This window comes from Streptococcus parasalivarius (assembly GCF_054785155.1).
Genome location: NZ_BAABOB010000001.1, coordinates 86,047 through 104,228 on the forward strand (window position 1 = coordinate 86,047; position 18,182 = coordinate 104,228).

General features: G+C 40.5%; 13 protein-coding genes and 1 pseudogene. 13 read left to right on the top strand and 1 reads right to left on the bottom strand.

From position 1 onward, the window contains the following. Positions 1–180 precede the first annotated feature (180 nt). From ACYVQ1_RS00430 to ACYVQ1_RS00485, 12 genes and pseudogenes are all read left to right on the top strand, one after another. Positions 181–933: a response regulator transcription factor gene (locus tag ACYVQ1_RS00430; RefSeq protein WP_347099757.1), complete on the top strand. Its 753-nt coding sequence runs from the start codon at positions 181–183 to the stop codon at positions 931–933. Positions 934–1,067: 134 nt separating this feature from the next. Beyond that, positions 1,068–1,733, top strand: coding sequence for a DUF6287 domain-containing protein (locus ACYVQ1_RS00435; protein WP_347099759.1), 666 nt, complete (start codon positions 1,068–1,070; stop codon positions 1,731–1,733). 247 nt (positions 1,734–1,980) lie between these two features. After that, a complete protein-coding gene (locus tag ACYVQ1_RS00440; protein WP_461249461.1) occupies positions 1,981–2,715 on the top strand; it encodes a response regulator transcription factor in 735 nt (244 codons plus the stop codon). Further along, on the top strand, positions 2,712–4,031 hold the full coding sequence (locus ACYVQ1_RS00445) for a GHKL domain-containing protein (protein ID WP_461249462.1): 1,320 nt from the start codon (positions 2,712–2,714) through the stop codon (positions 4,029–4,031). The genes ACYVQ1_RS00440 and ACYVQ1_RS00445 overlap by 4 nt, the downstream gene beginning before the upstream one ends. Positions 4,032–4,128: 97 nt before the next feature. Continuing rightward, positions 4,129–4,782 carry a DUF6287 domain-containing protein gene (locus ACYVQ1_RS00450; protein WP_461249463.1) on the top strand — a complete coding sequence of 218 codons (654 nt, stop codon included), beginning with the start codon at positions 4,129–4,131 and terminating at the stop codon, positions 4,780–4,782. 274 nt (positions 4,783–5,056) lie between these two features. Beyond that, complete coding sequence (gene ldcB / locus ACYVQ1_RS00455) at positions 5,057–9,409, top strand: LD-carboxypeptidase LdcB/DacB (RefSeq protein WP_461249464.1); 4,353 nt, start codon at positions 5,057–5,059, stop codon at positions 9,407–9,409. Positions 9,410–9,541: 132 nt separating this feature from the next. Then, on the top strand, positions 9,542–10,324 hold the full coding sequence (locus ACYVQ1_RS00460) for a carbon-nitrogen family hydrolase (protein WP_048676257.1): 783 nt from the start codon (positions 9,542–9,544) through the stop codon (positions 10,322–10,324). 9 nt (positions 10,325–10,333) lie between these two features. Next, a pseudogene (locus ACYVQ1_RS00465) lies at positions 10,334–11,514 on the top strand (aminotransferase class I/II-fold pyridoxal phosphate-dependent enzyme). A gap of 127 nt (positions 11,515–11,641) precedes the next feature. Continuing rightward, the gene (gene argC, locus ACYVQ1_RS00470) at positions 11,642–12,664 is read left to right on the top strand and encodes an N-acetyl-gamma-glutamyl-phosphate reductase (protein ID WP_461249465.1); all 1,023 of its coding nucleotides are present in this window, start codon (positions 11,642–11,644) and stop codon (positions 12,662–12,664) included. Positions 12,665–12,692: 28 nt separating this feature from the next. Further along, complete coding sequence (gene argJ / locus ACYVQ1_RS00475; protein WP_461249466.1) at positions 12,693–13,886, top strand: bifunctional glutamate N-acetyltransferase/amino-acid acetyltransferase ArgJ; 1,194 nt, start codon at positions 12,693–12,695, stop codon at positions 13,884–13,886. Positions 13,887–13,912: 26 nt separating this feature from the next. Continuing rightward, positions 13,913–14,650 (top strand): acetylglutamate kinase, encoded by a 738-nt coding sequence (argB, locus tag ACYVQ1_RS00480; RefSeq protein WP_461249467.1) that lies wholly within the window; start codon positions 13,913–13,915, stop codon positions 14,648–14,650. A gap of 3 nt (positions 14,651–14,653) precedes the next feature. Then, complete coding sequence (locus ACYVQ1_RS00485) at positions 14,654–15,784, top strand: acetylornithine transaminase (RefSeq protein ID WP_461249468.1); 1,131 nt, start codon at positions 14,654–14,656, stop codon at positions 15,782–15,784. 40 nt (positions 15,785–15,824) lie between these two features. On the opposite strand, the gene ACYVQ1_RS00490 is transcribed toward ACYVQ1_RS00485, so the two are convergent. Next, positions 15,825–16,703: a polysaccharide deacetylase family protein gene (locus ACYVQ1_RS00490; protein WP_461249469.1), complete on the bottom strand. Its 879-nt coding sequence runs from the start codon at positions 16,701–16,703 to the stop codon at positions 15,825–15,827. A 174-nt stretch (positions 16,704–16,877) separates the two neighbouring features. Between ACYVQ1_RS00490 and ACYVQ1_RS00495 the strand changes: the two genes are divergently transcribed. Further along, the gene (locus ACYVQ1_RS00495) at positions 16,878–18,164 is read left to right on the top strand and encodes a homoserine dehydrogenase (protein WP_060973221.1); all 1,287 of its coding nucleotides are present in this window, start codon (positions 16,878–16,880) and stop codon (positions 18,162–18,164) included. Positions 18,165–18,182 lie beyond the last annotated feature (18 nt).

The following is an 18,182-nucleotide window of genomic DNA, read 5'->3' on the forward strand; positions in this document are numbered from 1 at the left end:
TTGAGAGTGGTGTTTTTTAGTTTCAAGAGTTGAATAAATATATTGTTCAATATGTTTTGAAAATATTTGCTGTAAATTAGCGAAAGTTGTAGAATCAAGATGAAAGTATAGGATTCGTTCTATAAATAGCTAATTCATCAAGTTATTGAAAGGAAATGTTATAAAACGGAGGTATTGAGCATGTTAGATATTTTTGTTTTAGAAGAAGATTATTTTCAACAAGCTCGTCTTGAGGATGCCATCCACAAGTCTAAACAAATATATATTTTAAGAATTGGGAAGGTCAATTTATACGATAAACCCAATCAATTATTAGAGCGTATTACGGAAAGGGGCTCGCATTTACTCTTTTTTCTAGATATTGGATCTGATAGTGATATCGAAGGGGGAATATTGGTTGCTCAACAGATTCGTGAGCGAGATCCGTATGCGAGTATTGTTTTCATCACAGCACATCCCGAACTCCTACCTTCAACCTTTCAGTATCGCTTAGCCGCACTTGATTTTATTGATAAGAATTTGCCTGATAATGAATATGAAGATAGGATTATTTCTGATATTGGATTAGCACTTTCTAAAAATGGTCTTAGCCAAATAGAGTGTGCTTTTACGGTAGATACAAAGAATGCAACTATACAAGTTCCTTTTCATAAGATTCTCTATTTTGAAACATCTCCAACAGTTCATAAGGTGATTCTTCATACAACGGAAGAGCAGATTGAGTTCTATGGTCAATTGTCAAAAATTGTGAAACAAGACTGCAGATTATATAAATGCCATAAATCATTTGTTGTAAATCCCGAAAACATTGTGAGATTGGACAAAGAGTTAGGTATTATTTATTTTGAAAACGGAGAGTCATGCTTGGTTTCAAAAGCTAAACAAAAAGAGATTGTTGCTAAGATGCTTGTTCCAAAAACCATAGCAGTTTGATGTATATAGTATTTTTATTTTAAATGTTATTTTCTGATTATGACGAAAAAACCACCGTTTATGACTTCAATGAAAAATTTAGCTGTCTATATATTATAATAATCAAGTAAATTATCAGAAAAGGAACATCACTCATGAAAAATACAAGCAAACTTATTGGTATCGTATTAGCTCTTATTGTAGTTATCCTCGCTGTCTTCTTAGTGACTAAGTTTAACAGCCATGAGTCGGCGCGTGTTAGCAAAAGTAGCAGTTCAGTCCAAGCGGTTAAGAAATCATCTTCAAGCTCAAGTAAGGCTGTTAAGAGGGATAAAAAATCAACTCAATCATCATCTTCAGCAGTTTCAAATGAAGAAAATGACAATCAGGATTCAGCAGTAGCACCTAAAGCTTCTTCTCAAGAACAAGCTCAAGTAGGCGCTACAGATGGTGGACAAGTGGCTGAATCTGTGGCTGGAACAGATAAGGCTAAATCTGAGAAGAACACAAATAATAGTCAATCCTCGCTTGACTTTGGTGCCCTTGACAATGGTGATATTAGCTCTCTTGTGGGAACTTGGACTAACGCGAATGGTGAATCAGTTACAATTAATGCTGATGGTACAATTATTAAAAACTCAACAGGTTATACTGCTCAATTGAAGCCTCAAAGAGTTTCAGATAATATTTTCTATGCAGGAGTTTTCTCAGATACAAGCTCAGCTGCATTGAGAGCGATTTCTGGAGGCAGTAACGGCTCTGATTACCTTGTTATTGGTCAAGACCAAACTGCTGAGGGATTCCCTTATTATCGTAACTAGTACGAAAAAGATTGCTATTTATGAACTGCACCCCAAAAGTTAGACAGATAAAATCTAACTTTGTGGGGTGTTTTTTTAGTTGATTGAAGCAAAAAAATGTTACAAACTATTGTTTTTTTGTAATAAAAATGTAAAATAAGTAAAGAGAACAATAAATCTCATTTTGAATAAATAAGAGAGGTTCATTTATTAAAGAAATGCTCTAACTTAGAATTTCTCTTAAGATTATGCTAAAGGAAGTTATGCCATGCTTAACATCTATGTTTTAGAGGATCATTTTATCCAACAAAATCGTATTGAAGAGGTTATTCATACGGTTCTTAAGAAAAATAACATTAAAGTAGGCGACTTTGAGGTTTTTGACAAACCCAATCAGCTATTAGAGTCTATTACCGAGCGAGGGTCTCATCAGCTCTTTTTCTTGGACATTCAAATTAAAGACGATACTAAAAAAGGTTTGGAAGTGGCTAAGCAGATTCGCAAGAATGATCCCTATGCCAATATTGTTTTCTTCACGACCCATTCAGAGTATCTGCCCTTGACTTTTCAATACCAACTGGCAGCCCTAGACTTTATTGATAAGTCTTTGGAGGGTGAGGACTTTCAAAAGCGTGTGGAAAGTATTATCTTATTAACCTGCAAAAAGATACAGAGTCAGAATCCAGAAGATGCTTTTCGGATTGAGAATGCTAAGACCGTTATTCAGGTTCCCTTTCATGATATCTTATACTTTGAGACATCAGACATTGTTCACAAGGTTATCCTTTATACCAAAGAGGAGCAGATTGAGTTTTATGGCAGTCTCTCTCAAATTGAAAAGAGTGATCCTAGACTGTTTAAATGCCACAAATCTTTCCTTATCAATCCAGAAAATATCATCAAATTAGATAAAAGTACGGGGACAGTCTATTTTGAAAATGGTGGCGTTTGCTATGTTTCAAAGTTGAAACTAAAGAAATTGCTTGAGAGAATCAGCCTATGACAGCAATCAATTTTTTGTTGGATAATCTAGACTTTTTAGCGGAGATTATCCTCTTTATTCTCATTTATCAATACATTACCTCCGAGAAGATAAAGCTAAGATGGTATATCATCATCCCCTTGATTATCCGATTTTTGTTTGTGCTTTCTCCAGCACTATCCTATGTTTTAGGGCATGCCTTCTTGGTTGTTTATTCCCTCTACAGAAATCGTTATGGCAATAGGTTATTAGATATTTTCTATGGCTTGTTTCCAATCGTCATAGAAAGTCTTGTTCACAATCTTATTATTTATGGGATTGCCTTGGTCATCAATCGTCATTATCTGATTGTACTTAACCATTTTCATTTAAACCTTGTCATTGAGTTGCTAGTCTTTCCTGTGTTTTGGTTAATCATTAAGACCTTAAAAGTGGATTTCAAAGCATTGAACTATGGTTTTCGAAAGTCATTTTCAAAGTACTTTTTATTACTCATAGATATATCAATGTTATCTTATGCCCTCCTTCTCCAATATATTACCTTTTTTGTGCAACAGAGCCCTAGAGGAAGAGATTGGCATGTTTATCTCGTGGTGACCTATGCTTTACTCTTTCTTGCGACCCTTGTTTATATCAATGCGACCTTCAGTGAGAGACTAAAAGAAGAAGTCCTACTCCAAAAAGATAGGCAAATGAGTGATTTGGCTCATTATAGTCAACAAATCGAGCAACTCTATACGGATCTTCGTCGCTTCAAGCACGATTACCTAAATGTTTTGTCTAGTATCAAATATGGCATTGACTCCAAGGATATGGCTATTATTTCCGATATCTACGATAACATCCTTGAAAAAACAAAGACTCGGATTGAGGGGAAACAGTACGAAATTGCCAACTTGATTAATATTAAAGATGAAGCCGTTAAAGGTGTCCTGGCTAGTAAAATTTTGGAATCACAGGGACAGTCTATTACCATTCACCTTGAGGTCAGCGACGTCTTTGAAGTATCAAGGATGGAATTGTTGGATTTCATAACAGTGTTGTCAATTTTTTTGGATAATGCTATTGAAGCTAGTCTGGATAGCGGTGCTAAAGAAGTAAACATTGCTCTTATCAGTGGAGAGACAAAGGTGGTGATAGTGGAGAATACCATTGCTCAAGAATCTATCAATACAGTCGGTATCTTTAAACTTGGTCACTCAAGTAAAGGAGAGGGCCGCGGTATAGGTCTGTCCACTGTTCGAGAGATTTTAGGGAAGTACCCTAATTGTTCTTTGTCAACACAATCTAAAGACTATCGTTTTAAACAGACACTAAAAATAGAAGATGTGGTTTGATTATGACGAAAAAACGACTGTTTATGACTTCAATGAAAAATTTAGTTGTCTATATATTATAATAACCTAGTAAATTATCAGAAAAGGAACATCACTCATGAAAAATACAAGTAAACTCATTGGTATCCTATCAGCTATTATTGTAGTTATCCTCGCTGTCTTCTTAGTGACTAAGTTTAATAGTCATGAGTCGGCGCGTGTTAGCACAAGTAGTAGCCCAGCCAAAACGGTTAAGAAGTCATCTTCAAGCTCAAGTAAATCTACTAAGAACGATAAGAAAAATTCAAACCCTCATGTAAAAAATGAAGACACAAAAGATGAAACAGTTGAGGTTAGTGAGTCTTCTGTTGCCAAAGATTCTGCAACTAAAGACACTGATGAAACGGTCTTATCTTCAGGAGGAGTTTCTGAGCCTACAAAAGAAAAAACAGGAGAAGAAACACAATCATCATCATCGTTTAATGGGAAGCAACTAAGTTCAGGTGATTATAGTTCAATCGCTGGTACTTGGACAAACTCTCGAGGAGAATTTGTTACAATTTCACCAGATGGCACAGTACAAAATGGGAGTGGTTATACTTATCATCTCTATTCTGGACATTTAAATAATGGAAATTTTTCAGGAACAATTGCTTCTGATATTGATAGCGCAGCTTTTTGGGCTATTCCTGGAAATGGTAATGGCGATTCAGACCATCTTGTTATTGGTCAAAGTGATGATGCAGAAAATTATCCATTTTATCGTAATTAACATGAAAAAAAGATTGCTATTTTAATAGTGATCTTTTATATTTTTCTTCACTTTTTCTAAGAAAATTACGAATAAATAAGTATGGCTTGCTTCGACTTTCGATTATGACAAAAATTGGACAGTTTATGATTTAGGTGTGAACAAGTCAAATAAATTTGGTATACTAATGGACAAGTGAGAAATATTCAGTAACATACTGTAAAATACTTGTAATATTTGTCACCGAGTGTTACAATCAAACAGTAACATCAATTCGATAGAGAGAATCATTGATATGAAACGAGAAAAATTTTTACACGAACAACAACGTTTTTCCATTCGTAAATATTCATTTGGGGCAGCATCAGTTCTTTTAGGAGCTAGTTTGGTCTTTGCAGGTCAAGCTTTGGCTGATGAGCATCATGAAGTTTCAACACCTTCAGATGCCACTTTGCGTGCTACCTCAGATAGTGATGCTGTGACAGCAGCTGATATTTTCAGTGGTGTAGCGACCGATGGGGTAGCATCAAGCGAGAAAGCTAGCGAAACTTCAACAACGAGTCAAACAGTTAGTGAAACTGCTACTAGCGAGGCTAGAAGTGAAGTGAGTGCTAGTACCTCACAAGCAGCAGATAAAATTTCTGAATCAACAACTGCTAGCTCAGAAGCGACAAGGAACACAAATGCTTCATCTGAAACAGCCACTAACCTTGATGTATCTGCCTTAACGAGAGCAGCTGTCAATACTAGTTTGGTGAGCCAACCAGCTACAACTACAGACAGCGACCTTCCAAGTCAAGGAACTTATGTCTACAAGGAACGTACAGAGATTAAGAATCAACCTAAGGTGTCTGCCAAGGCTGAATTTTATGTAAATCCAGGAGACAGCGTTCTTTACGATCAAGTCGTGACAGCTGACGGCTACCAATGGATTAGCTACAAATCATACTCTGGCGTGCGTCGTTATGCGCCAGTGAAACCAGTGGCAGCTGGTAGTGGTAACGGTAATAGTGGTAATGGGGATGGTAAGCCTTCTAATGGCGCTCAAGCTACAACAGGGGCTTTGAACATCCCAGCGACAGGAACTTTCTACTTTACACGTGACACAAATATTAAGAAAGAACCAAAAGCAGACCTCAAACCTACTTTTGTTTTCAGTAAGGGTGACCATGTTATCTATGACAAAGTTTTGACTGCGGATAATCACCAATGGATTTCTTACCTTGGTTATGACTATGTTCGCTATTATGCAGATGTTGCGACTTTGACACCTGCCAAAGCTGAAACACCAACTGTTAAACCAACAGAAACTAATCAAGTAAAACCAGAAACTACAGGTGCTGAAAAGCTTCCAGCAAGTGGTACTTATAATGTGACACGTAGCTTGAATGTTAAAAACGAACCTAAGGCTTCTGCAGAAACGCTTTATACCTTGGAAAAAGGCTACAAGGTGAACTATGACAAGGTCTTGACTGCGGATAACCACCAATGGATTTCTTATATTAGTTACAGTGGTACACGTCGTTATGTGGATATTGCGACTTTGAAAGCTACTGAGTCTAAACCACAAGAAAACCGTGTTTCAGGTGACCTTACTATAAGCAACCAAACTTCTAACGGCTTCGATGTTGTGGTTACCAATGTTTCAGGTGGTGGCAAGACAGTCCAAGAAGTCCGTGTTCCAATTTGGTCAGATAAAGATGGTCAAGATGATCTCACTTGGTATCATGCTGATAAACAGTCAGATGGTAGCTACAAGGTTCATGTAGATAAAGCCAGCCACAAGGGCGATGCTGGTAGCTATTCTGTGCATCTTTACTATATGTTGGATGGTAAGCGAACTTATATTACCGAAACTACAGCCAAAGTCCCTGAAACTCAAGTAACAGGAAAATTGACGATTACCAACCAAACCTCTAATGGCTTCGATGTTGTCGTTACCAATGTTTCAGGTGGTGGCAAGACAGTCCAAGAAGTGCGTGTTCCAATCTGGTCAGATAAGAATGGTCAAGATGATCTTACATGGTACCATGCCGACAAACAATCAGACGGTAGTTATAAGGTTCATGTAGATACAGCCAGCCATAAGGGAGATGTTGGTACTTATTCTGTCCATCTTTACTATATGTTGGATGGTAAGCGAACTTATATTACCGAAACTACAGCCAAAGTCCCTGAAACTCAAGTAACAGGAAAATTGACGATTACCAACCAAACGTCTAACGGCTTTGATGTTGTCGTAACCAATGTTTCAGGTGGTGGCAAAGAAGTTAAAGAAGTCCGTGTTCCAATCTGGTCAGATAAGAATGGCCAAGACGACCTTACATGGTACCATGCTGATAAACAGTCAGATGGAAGTTACAAGGTTCATGTAGACACAGCTAGCCATAAGGGCGATGCTGGTACCTATTCTGTCCATCTTTACTATATGTTGAATGGTAAGAGAACCTATATCACAGAAACTACAGCCAAAGTCCCTGAAACTCAAGTAACAGGGAAATTGACGATTACCAACCAAACGTCTAATGGCTTTGATGTTGTCGTTACCAATGTTTCAGGTGGTGGCAAAGAAGTTAAAGAAGTCCGTGTTCCAATCTGGTCAGATAAGAATGGCCAAGACGACCTTACATGGTACCATGCTGATAAACAGTCAGACGGAAGTTACAAGGTTCATGTAGACACAGCTAGCCATAAGGGCGATGCTGGTACTTATTCTGTGCATCTTTACTATATGTTGGATGGTAAACGAACTTATATTACCGAAACTACAGCTACAGTCCCTCAAATCACTGAAACTCAAGTGACAGGGAAATTGACCAATAACGGTTCTTACTACAGTGTTCGTGGTAAATACGATGATATTATCATTGTCAATAAGAAGCATGGTCTTTCTAAGGACTATAACCCAGGTGAAAATCCTACAGCTAAGGCGGCTTTTGTCCGCCTTCGTGATGATATGATTAACCAAGGTTTGAATGTCGGACGTTCATACAGTGGTTTCCGTTCTTATGACTATCAAAAGACTCTTTACGACAATTATGTTAGCCGTGATGGTCAGGCAGCTGCAGATCGTTACTCAGCTCGTCCTGGATATAGCGAACACCAAACTGGTTTGGTCTTTGATTTGACTGATAAGTCTGGTAACTTGCTTGAAGATTCACGAGCTAGTCAATGGCTTAAAGACAATGCACATAACTATGGCTTTATCGTGCGTTTCCAAGCAGGTAAAGAAGCTTCAACCGGCTACATGTCAGAAGCATGGCATATCCGCTATGTGGGTAAAGAAGCTAAAGACATCCACGATTCAGGATTGAGCTTGGAAGAGTACTTTGGTATTGAAGGTGGCGATTATGCTACTAGCAGCAAACCTGCTGAAAGCAAACCAGCCCCTACAGGTGCCATCAACCTTCCAGCGACAGGCACTTATACCTTCACAGGTCGTGCGTCAATCAAGGCAGAAGCTAAGGTTTCAAGCCCAGAGTTGGCCTACTATGACAAGGGCATGAGTGTTAACTATGACAAGGTTTTGACAGCCGATGGTCATCAATGGCTTTCATACATGACAGCAAGCGGTGCCCGTCGTTACGTTGATATTGCAACAGTTAAAGCTACAGAAACTAAACCAGAAGTTAAACCAGTTGCTAAACCAGCGGACCAATCAAGTCTTCCAGCGACAGGCACTTATACCTTCACAGGTCGTGCGTCAATTAAGGCAGAAGCTAAGGTTTCAAGCCCAGAGTTGGCCTACTATGATAAGGGTATGAGCGTTAACTACGACAAGGTTTTGACAGCCGATGGTCGTCAATGGCTTTCATACGTGACAACAAGTGGTGCACGTCGTTATGTTGATATTGCAGCAGCTAAGGCAGAGTCTAAGCCAGCAAGCCAACCAGAAGTTAAACCGGTTGCTAAACCAGCGGATAACCCAAGTCTGCCAGAATCAGGCCGTTATACCTTCACAGGTCGTGCGTCAATCAAGGCAGAAGCCAAAGCTTCAAGTCCAGAATTGGCCTACTATGACAAGGGTATGAGTGTTAACTACGATAAGGTTTTGACAGCCGATGGTCATCAATGGCTTTCATACGTGACAACAAGTGGTGCACGTCGTTATGTTGATATTGCAGCAGCCAAGGCAGAGTCTAAGCCAGCAAGCCAACCAGAAGTTAAACCGGTTGCTAAACTAGCGGATAAACCAAGTCTGCCAGAATCAGGCACTTATACCTTCACAGGTCGTGCGTCAATCAAGGCAGAAGCTAAAGTTTCAAGCCCAGAGTTGGCTTACTATGATAAAGGTATGAGTGTTAACTACGATAAGGTTCTCACAGCTGATGGTCGTCAATGGCTTTCATACATGACAGCAAGTGGTGCTCGTCGTTATGTTGATATTGCAGCAGCCAAGGCAGAAGCTAAACCAGAAACAAAATCCGTTGCTAAGCCAGCCGATAAACCAAGTCTGCCAGAATCAGGCCGTTATACCTTCACAGGTCGTGCGTCAATCAAGGCAGAAGCCAAGGTTTCAAGCCCAGAGTTGGCCTACTATGACAAGGGTATGAGTGTTAACTACGATAAGGTTTTGACAGCGGACGGTCACACATGGCTCTCATACATGACAGTGAGTGGTGCTCGCCGTTACGTCGATATTGCTTAATGAGATAAAGAATCAGGTTGGACAATATGTCCAGCCTTTTCTGATAGCCTCTCTTTATCATGAGATTGAATTTTTCAATTTTTGTGACGTCTTTTGGAGTGCTATAATGGTTAATATAGAATCGAGGTTATTATGAAAATCGCGTTGGTACAGATGGATGTCGTTCACGGACAGCCTGTGGAAAATAAAAAACACGTCATAGAGATGCTGGAAAGGGCGCTTGATGATAATCCTGATGTTATTGTGCTTCCTGAAATGTGGAATACAGGCTATGCTTTAAATGAACTTGATGGGCTTGCGGATAAGCATGGATTGGACTCTCAAGAACTCTTGTCTCATTTTGCTAGGAAACATGCTGTGGCTATTATCGGAGGGTCTGTTGCTATTGAGCAATACGGCAAATTCTACAATACAACCTATGTCTATAATAAGTCTGGGGACTTAATCAATACCTATAGCAAGGTCCATCTCTTTGGCCTTATGGCAGAGGACCAGTACATGTCTGCTGGGTCGAATGAGTCTGTTTTTGAGCTTGATGGTGTGATAGCTGCCAGTGTCATTTGTTATGATATCCGTTTTCCTGAATGGGTGCGAACACAGATGGCACAAGGGGCCAAGGTACTTTTTGTGGTAGCGCAGTGGCCGGAACCTCGAGTGCAGCAATGGGAGATTTTGTTAAAGGCGCGTGCAGTTGAAAATCAAGCTTTTGTAGTTGCTGTCAATCGTGTTGGAGCAGGACCGGACGATATCTTTTCAGGACATTCTATGGTTATAGATCCACTTGGAAATGTGGTCTTACAAACCAAGGAGCATGAGGAGGGAATTTTTACGGCTGATATTAATCTTGAAGAGGTAGATAAGGTTCGAGGTCAGATTCCTGTTTTTGAGGATCGTCGCACGGACTTGTATCATTAAGGAGTGTTTATGTTATTTGAAGAATCTGACTTATTGAAGGCATTGCCAGAGCAGTTTTTTGCAGGTTTGGTTGCTAAAGTTAATGCCAAGGTGGCGGAAGGAGCAGATGTTATCAATCTTGGTCAGGGCAATCCTGACCAACCAACCTATGACCATATTGTTGAGGCGCTTTGTACCTCAGCGAAAAATCCTGCTAGCCATAAGTATTCACAGTTTCGAGGCAATCATCCTTTTAAGGAAGCTGCTGCTAGTTTTTACAAGAAACATTATGGGTTGATTTGGATGCGGAGCGTGAGATTTGTGTCATGGGAGGTGCTAAAATTGGGCTTGTGGAATTACCCATAGCTTTGATGAATCCAGGTGACCTCCTGCTCCTACCTGACCCAGGATATCCTGATTATTTATCAGGAGTGAGTCTAGGACGTGTAGCCTATGAGACCTTTCCTTTGACGGCTGAAAATGATTTCTTGCCTGATTTGGATGCCATTCCTGAAGAGACAGCTCGGCGTGCTAAGTTTATCTATATCAATTATCCAAATAATCCTACGGGTGCTGTGGCGACTAAGGCCTTTTATGAAAAGTTGGTTGCCTGGGCTAAGACTTACGAAGTTGGTGTGGTGAGTGATTTAGCTTACGGAGCTTTGGGCTATCGAGGCTATGAGAATCCTAGCTTCTTATCAACACCTGGTGCTAAAGATGTGGGCGTTGAGTTCTATACTTTCTCGAAAACCTTCAATATGGCTGGTTGGCGTTTGGCCTTTGCTGCTGGGAATGAACAAATGATTGAAGCCTTAAATCTGATTCAAGACCATCTTTTTGTGGGAATCTTTCCTGCCTTGCAGGAGGCTGGGATTGCAGCCCTCTTAGATCCTAAATCTGAGGAGGCTGTTGCTCAACTGAATGCGACTTATGATAGCCGTCGAGATGCCTTTGTCCAGGCAGCTGCTAAGATTGGCTGGAAGGCCTTTCCATCCAAAGGTTCTTTCTATGCTTGGATGCCTGTACCAGAGGGCTACACTAGTGAGAGTTTTGCGGATCTTTTGCTTGAAAAGGCCCATGTTGCTGTAGCACCAGGAAAAGGGTTTGGACCAGCGGGTGATGCTTATGTTCGTATTGGGCTTTTGGTAGAGCCAGAACGTCTGGTCGAAGCAGTCGATCGTATTGCCAACTTGCAATTATTTAATAATTAGATAACAATCATGAAACAAGTAGTTGAAAAAGACTGCTTGTTTTTTTCATGTTAATTTCAATTCCTCCTTGACAAACGAATAAAAATGCAATAAACTAGTTACATATTTATTCAAAAGGAGTGCATAAATGAAAATTTCAATCGTTGGTATCACTGGTTATAGTGGTTTAGAGTTAGTTAAAATTTTGAATAATCATAAAAAAGTGGAACTTGTTTCTATTCACGCAACCAAGGAAGTGGGCCGACGATTGTCTGATGTGTATCCCTATCTGACAGGTGTTTGTGACTTAGAAATTGAAGCTTACGATGCGGAAAAGATTATGCAAAAGGCGGATTTGACTTTCTTTGCCACACCTTCAGGAGTCGCTAGTTCGCTAGCAGAGGAATTTGTTCTGGCTGATTTTCCTATTATTGATTTGTCTGGCGATCATCGCTTGCCAGCAGATGTTTATCAAGAATGGTATAAAAAATCACCTGCTAAGCAGAGTGTTTTGAATAAATTTACATACGCATTATCAGAATATGCAGATGTGAAGGGTAAGAAATTTATTGCCAATCCTGGATGCTATGCGACAGCGACAGAGTTAGCCTTGATTCCTTTGGTTGTTACCGGTCTGATTGAGACGGATAGTGTCATTGTGGATGCCAAGTCTGGTTTAACTGGTGCGGGTAAGGCTTTAAGTGAGTCTAGTCATTTTGTCAATGTTCATGATAATTACGTGACTTATAAACTCAATCATCATCAGCATATTCCTGAAATTGTTCAAACCTTGAAGACCTTTAATCCGGAAATGCCTGAGATTCAGTTTTCAACGTCTCTTTTACCAGTTAATCGAGGAATCATGGCTACAGTTTATTGTAAGTTGAAGAAGGACGTGACTGTAGCTGATGTGGCTTCAGCCTTTGCAGAAGCTTATGATGATAAACCTTTTGTGCGTGTGCAAGATAGTTTGCCAGAACTACACAACGTTATTGGGTCGAATTTTACAGATATCGGCTTTGCCTATAATGAAAAAACCAATGTTCTGACAGTTATTTCAGTCATTGATAATCTGCTTAAAGGAGCAGCTGGACATGCAGTGCAAAATCTCAACCTCATGCAAGGGTGGGATGAGACGGAAGGTTTGCTTATGACACCGTCATACTTGTAGATGTAAGCATAGAGTTAGGAGAAAAAATATGAAAGTCATTGAAGGAACAATTGCTAGTCCGCTGGGATTCTCAGCAGATGGGCTACATGCAGGATTTAAAAAGAGAAAAATGGATTTTGGTTGGATTGTCTCTGAAACACCAGCCAATGTGGCAGGAGTTTACACGACCAATAAGGTGATTGCAGCTCCTCTAATTGTGACCAAGACCTCGGTGAAAAAAGCTGGGAAAATGAAGGCTATTGTTGTTAACTCAGGAGTAGCCAATTCTTGCACAGGGACCCAAGGTTTAGAAGATGCCTACACCATGCAGGAGTGGACCGCTGAAAAGCTAGGTGTTGAACCAGATTTGGTTGGTGTGGCTTCTACAGGGGTTATCGGTGAGTTGCTACCAATGGATACCTTGAAAAATGGTCTTTCCAAGTTGGTGGTCAATGGGAATGCTGATGATTTTGCTAAGGCGATTTTGACGACAGATACAGCAACTAAGACCATTGCTGTGACGGAGACTTTTGGTCGTGATGTGGTTACTATGGCAGGCGTTGCTAAGGGTTCAGGCATGATTCACCCGAATATGGCAACCATGCTAGGATTTATCACTTGTGATGCTAATATTTCTAGTGACACCCTTCAATTAGCCTTGAGCCAAAATGTGGAAAAGACCTTTAATCAGATTACAGTTGACGGGGATACATCAACTAATGATATGGTTCTTGTCATGTCAAATGGTTGCACGCTCAATGAAGAGATTCTGCCAGGTACACCAGAATTTGATAAGTTTTCAAAAATGCTTAATTTCGTGATGCAAGAATTGGCTAAGAAAATTGCCAAGGACGGTGAAGGTGCCAATAAGCTCATCCAAGTTGATGTGATCAATGCCCCTAATGCCCTTGATGCCCGTATGATGGCAAAATCTGTTGTTGGTTCAAGTCTGGTCAAAACAGCCATTTTTGGTGAAGATCCTAACTGGGGGCGTATTCTAGCTGCTGTTGGCTATGCCGGTGTGGACGTTCCTGTGGACAATGTTGATATTATGCTTGGCGGTCTGCCAGTCATGCTAGCCTCTAGTCCTGTGAGCTTTGATGATGAGGAAATGAAAGACATCATGCATGAGGATGAAGTGACCATTACGGTAGATCTTCATGCTGGACATGAAAAAGGAACCGCTTGGGGTTGTGATCTTTCTTACGATTACGTTAAGATTAATGCCCTCTATCACACTTAGACTATCTAAGGAAAAGGAGTTAACTGATGACTGCTGAATATATTGTAATTAAGATTGGTGGAGTAGCCAGTAAGCAGCTAACTCCCGAGATATTGGCTAAACTGTCAGAATGGCAGCAGGCTGGTCAGAAAGTTGTTATCATCCATGGGGGTGGTTTTGCTATTAATCATCTGATGGAGGAGAATCATATTCCAATTCACAAGGTCAATGGTCTTCGTGTGACGAGTCAGTCAGATATGGCCTTGATTAAAGAAGCCTTGGTTGACATAGTTGGGAAAAACTTAGCAGGTGAGCTGACAACTGCAGGTTTGCCAGCCTATCAGGTCATAGATGAGCTTCCGGACCTTGTTCATGCTGATTTTTTGGATCAAGAGACCTATGGCTTTGTGGGTGAAGTTAAAAACATCACCAATCAGACCTTAGTAGCACTCCTTGCTCAAGGTAAGATCCCCTTGATTCCTAGCTTAGGCTATAGTGAGCAGGGTGATTTGCTCAATATCAATGCGGATTACCTTGCTAGAGCTGTGGCAATTAGTCTAGGTGCCAAAAAACTTATCCTTATGACAGATGTTAAGGGTGTTTTAGAGAATGATCAGGTTTTGGAGCATCTGAATTTTGTGGACGTTCAGAAAAAAATAGATTCAGGTGTGGTTACTGGGGGCATGATTCCTAAAATTCAAAGTGCTGTTCAGACAGTTCAAGCTGGTGTTGAGCAGGTCATTATTGGTGATAACCTGACAGATGGTACCATAATCAAGGAGTAAGAGATGACAAAACTATTTTCAAATTATAAGCGGGCAGCGATTGATTTTGCTTCGGCACAGGGCAATTATTTGACAGATACAACTGGCAAGACCTACTTGGATTTTTCATCAGGTATTGGGGTAACCAATCTGGGTTACCATCCCTATGTCAATCAGGCTTTGACAGAACAGGTGGGCAAGATTTTGCACCAGCCAAATCTCTATCACAATCAGTTGCAAGAAGATGTTGCTGACCTTTTAATTGGTGACAAGGATTATCTGGCCTTTTTCTGTAACAGTGGTGCAGAGGCCAATGAGGCAGCTATAAAAATCGCTCGTAAGGCATCAGGCAAACAAGAAATCATTACCTTTCAAAATTCCTTCCATGGTCGAACGTTTGGATCCATGTCCGCCACTGGTCAGGATAAAATCAAACAAGGCTTTGGTGAAGGTGTGCCCCACTTTAGCTATGCTATTTTTAACGACATAGACAGTGTTAAAGCTTTAGCCAGTGACGAAACAGCGGCTATTATGTTGGAGTTGGTTCAAGGGGAATCGGGTGTTCAACCTGCTGATAAGGACTTTGTTAAGGCTTTGGCTGACTTTTGTAAGGAGACGGGTATTTATCTTATTGTAGATGAGGTTCAGACAGGACTTGGTCGTACTGGTAAGCTTTATGCTTATGAGCACTACAATATTGAACCAGATATCTTTACTCTGGCAAAAGGTTTGGCAAATGGGGTGCCAGTTGGTGCCATGCTTGCTAAGTCATCTCTTGGAGAAGCCTTCTCTTACGGAAGTCACGGCTCTACCTTTGGAGGAAATAAACTGGCTATGGCGGCGGCCAAAGCTACGCTTGAAGTTATGTTGGTCCCAGGTTTTCTAGATACTGCCCTTGAAAATGGAAACCAGCTACAAGCAAAATTGCAGGCAGCTTTATCTGATAAAGAGACGGTTACCACTGTACGTGGCTTGGGCTACATGATTGGCATTGAGACTACTGGCAATTTAGGAGAATTGGTCCAGTCAGCTCGAGATAAGGGGTTAATTGTCTTAACTGCAGGGACAAACGTGATTCGTCTTTTGCCACCAATCACCCTAAGTGATGCTGAAATCGAAAAGGGTGTAGCTCTCCTATCAGAAATATTTGACTAGAACATAAAAATCACTTGATTCTTGAATCAAGTGATTTCTTTTACTCATTGTCAGTATCAATCTCGCTGAGAAGTCCTTTAGCTGTTGTTGTTGGCAGAATACGGACACGATTAAGTGAGAGAAGACCATCCTTGGCACTGGCTAGCCCTTCGTTGGTTGTTAGTCCTAACTTGTAAGTTTTCTTAGCTAGGTCAAGTGTCGTTTGATTGTAGCGACCTGATGGGTAGGCAATGGTATTGACCTTGGTATTGAGTTTATTTTCAAGGAAGTCAATAGAATCCGTTAATTCAACCTTTTGTGTTGCCTTGTCAGTGGCTGACAAATCAGGGTGGTTAACCGTATGAGACTGGAAGCTCATGCCGTGCGCCATCATTTCTTTCATCTGCTTGACGGTAAGATTTCCAGCGTTCCCTTTCTTGACAAAGCCAGTGATAATATTATTGGTTGCCTTGGCCTTGTATTTTTTGAGAATAGGATAGGCAATGGTGTAGAAATCTTCGTTACCATCGTCAAAGGTCAGCCAGACAACCTTCTTAGCAGGTAGGGCGTTTTCAGTGAAGGCTCTGTAGGCTTCTTCAGGCGTTAGGAAATAGTAACCTGCCTTCGCCAAGGCCTTGATTTGTGCTTCAAAGAGGTCTGGGTCAACGATAAGGTTAGCGTTAGAAGCTTCAGATGGATCCATGACGTGTACCGCATGATACATGAGGATAGGGATTTGGACAGGTTCGTCATAGGTTTTCCATTTAGCTGTCGTCTTAGACTGACTGGTCTGAGCCTGATGTTGGTTGCTTTTCGACTGATTTGGTCGGTTAAGCATAAATACTGCCAGTAAGCCAAGAAGGACTATATTTAGGAAAAGCAGAAGAAGGTTCAGTTTTTTTCTATTGGTTTTAGTTGATTTTTTCTTTTGAGAAGTCATTGTATCCCCTTTCAAATAGGTCTAGCTATTATTCTAACAAAAATGGGATGGAAATGCACAGAATTTTCAGTAAAAAAAGAATACTTGTCTTCTTAAATGGCAACAATATTCTGTCAATTCCGATAGAAATGTGGTACAATTAAAGAAATGTATGTTTTTAAGGAGAAATCGTAAATGTCTATTAAAATTGGATTGCTTGGCTTTGGTACAGTAGCTAGCGGTATTCCTTTCCTCTTGAAGGAAAATGGTGAAAAGGTTCTTGCAGCCTCACGTGACCAACTCGAAATTGCCAAGGTTTTGGTTAAAGATGACGAGGAAAAAAATCGTCTTATCGCTGCAGGCAACGACTACAATTTTGTCACAAATGTTGACGAAATCCTTAACGATGCAGAGATTCAAATCGTTGTCGAATTGATGGGTCGTATCGAGCCAGCTCGTACCTTCATCACAAAAGCGCTTGAAGCAGGTAAAAACGTCGTTTCTGCCAACAAAGACTTGATTGCTACTCACGGTAAAGAGTTGATTTCTCTTGCCCAAGATAAGGGCGTGGCTTTCTACTATGAAGCTGCCGTTGCTGGTGGTATTCCAATTTTGCGTACTTTGGCTAACTCTTTGACGTCTGACAAGGTGACACGTATTCTTGGTGTGCTTAACGGAACATCTAACTTCATGATGACTAAGATGGTTGACGAAGGTTGGTCATATGAGGACGCTCTTAAGACTGCCCAAGAACTTGGTTATGCTGAAAGTGATCCAACCAACGACGTTGAAGGTATTGACGCTGCTTATAAAGCTGTTATCCTTAGCCAATTTGGATTTGGTGCCACAATTGATTTCGACGATGTGACTCATAAGGGGATTACAAACATCTCTACTGATGATGTAGCTGTTGCTCAAGAATTGGGTTATGTCATCAAATTGGTTGGTGATGTGCGTGAAGTAGAATCAGGTATCTCAGCAGAAGTGTCGCCAACATTCTTGCCAAAAAATCACCCACTTGCTAGTGTCAACGATGTCATGAATGCAGTCTTTGTTGAATCTATCGGTATTGGCGAATCAATGTACTACGGTCCAGGTGCTGGTCAAAAACCAACAGCAACATCTGTTTTGGCAGATATTATCCGTATTGCTCGTCGTCTTTCAGATGGCAATGTTGGTAAACCATTTAACGAGTTCCGTCGTGACTTGCCATTGGCTAATCCAGCAGATGTTAAGAGTAATTACTACTTTGCCCTTGATACGCCAGACGAAAAAGGTAAAATCCTTCACTTGTCTGAAATCTTCAACTCAGAAGATATTTCATTTGAACAAGTCTTGCAACAAAAAGCAAATGGCACAACAGCTCGTATCGTTGTGATTACACATGCTATGTCTAAGACACAACTCAAAGCTGTTACTGAAAAACTTGAAGCAGCAGAAGACTTCACTGTTGTCAATACATTGAAAGTTTTGTCTAACTAATTGATAAGCCCATACTGG

Coding starts and splice junctions, on each gene's coding strand:
- ACYVQ1_RS00460 (WP_048676257.1), top strand. CDS start 9,542: ATGAAAATCGCGTTGGTACAGATGGATGTCGTTCACGGACAGCCTGTG.
- ACYVQ1_RS00490 (WP_461249469.1), bottom strand. CDS start 16,703: ATGACTTCTCAAAAGAAAAAATCAACTAAAACCAATAGAAAAAAACTG.
- ACYVQ1_RS00430 (WP_347099757.1), top strand. CDS start 181: ATGTTAGATATTTTTGTTTTAGAAGAAGATTATTTTCAACAAGCTCGT.
- ldcB (WP_461249464.1), top strand. CDS start 5,057: ATGAAACGAGAAAAATTTTTACACGAACAACAACGTTTTTCCATTCGT.
- argC (WP_461249465.1), top strand. CDS start 11,642: ATGAAAATTTCAATCGTTGGTATCACTGGTTATAGTGGTTTAGAGTTA.
- argJ (WP_461249466.1), top strand. CDS start 12,693: ATGAAAGTCATTGAAGGAACAATTGCTAGTCCGCTGGGATTCTCAGCA.
- ACYVQ1_RS00440 (WP_461249461.1), top strand. CDS start 1,981: ATGCTTAACATCTATGTTTTAGAGGATCATTTTATCCAACAAAATCGT.
- ACYVQ1_RS00450 (WP_461249463.1), top strand. CDS start 4,129: ATGAAAAATACAAGTAAACTCATTGGTATCCTATCAGCTATTATTGTA.
- ACYVQ1_RS00485 (WP_461249468.1), top strand. CDS start 14,654: ATGACAAAACTATTTTCAAATTATAAGCGGGCAGCGATTGATTTTGCT.
- ACYVQ1_RS00445 (WP_461249462.1), top strand. CDS start 2,712: ATGACAGCAATCAATTTTTTGTTGGATAATCTAGACTTTTTAGCGGAG.
- ACYVQ1_RS00435 (WP_347099759.1), top strand. CDS start 1,068: ATGAAAAATACAAGCAAACTTATTGGTATCGTATTAGCTCTTATTGTA.
- ACYVQ1_RS00495 (WP_060973221.1), top strand. CDS start 16,878: ATGTCTATTAAAATTGGATTGCTTGGCTTTGGTACAGTAGCTAGCGGT.
- argB (WP_461249467.1), top strand. CDS start 13,913: ATGACTGCTGAATATATTGTAATTAAGATTGGTGGAGTAGCCAGTAAG.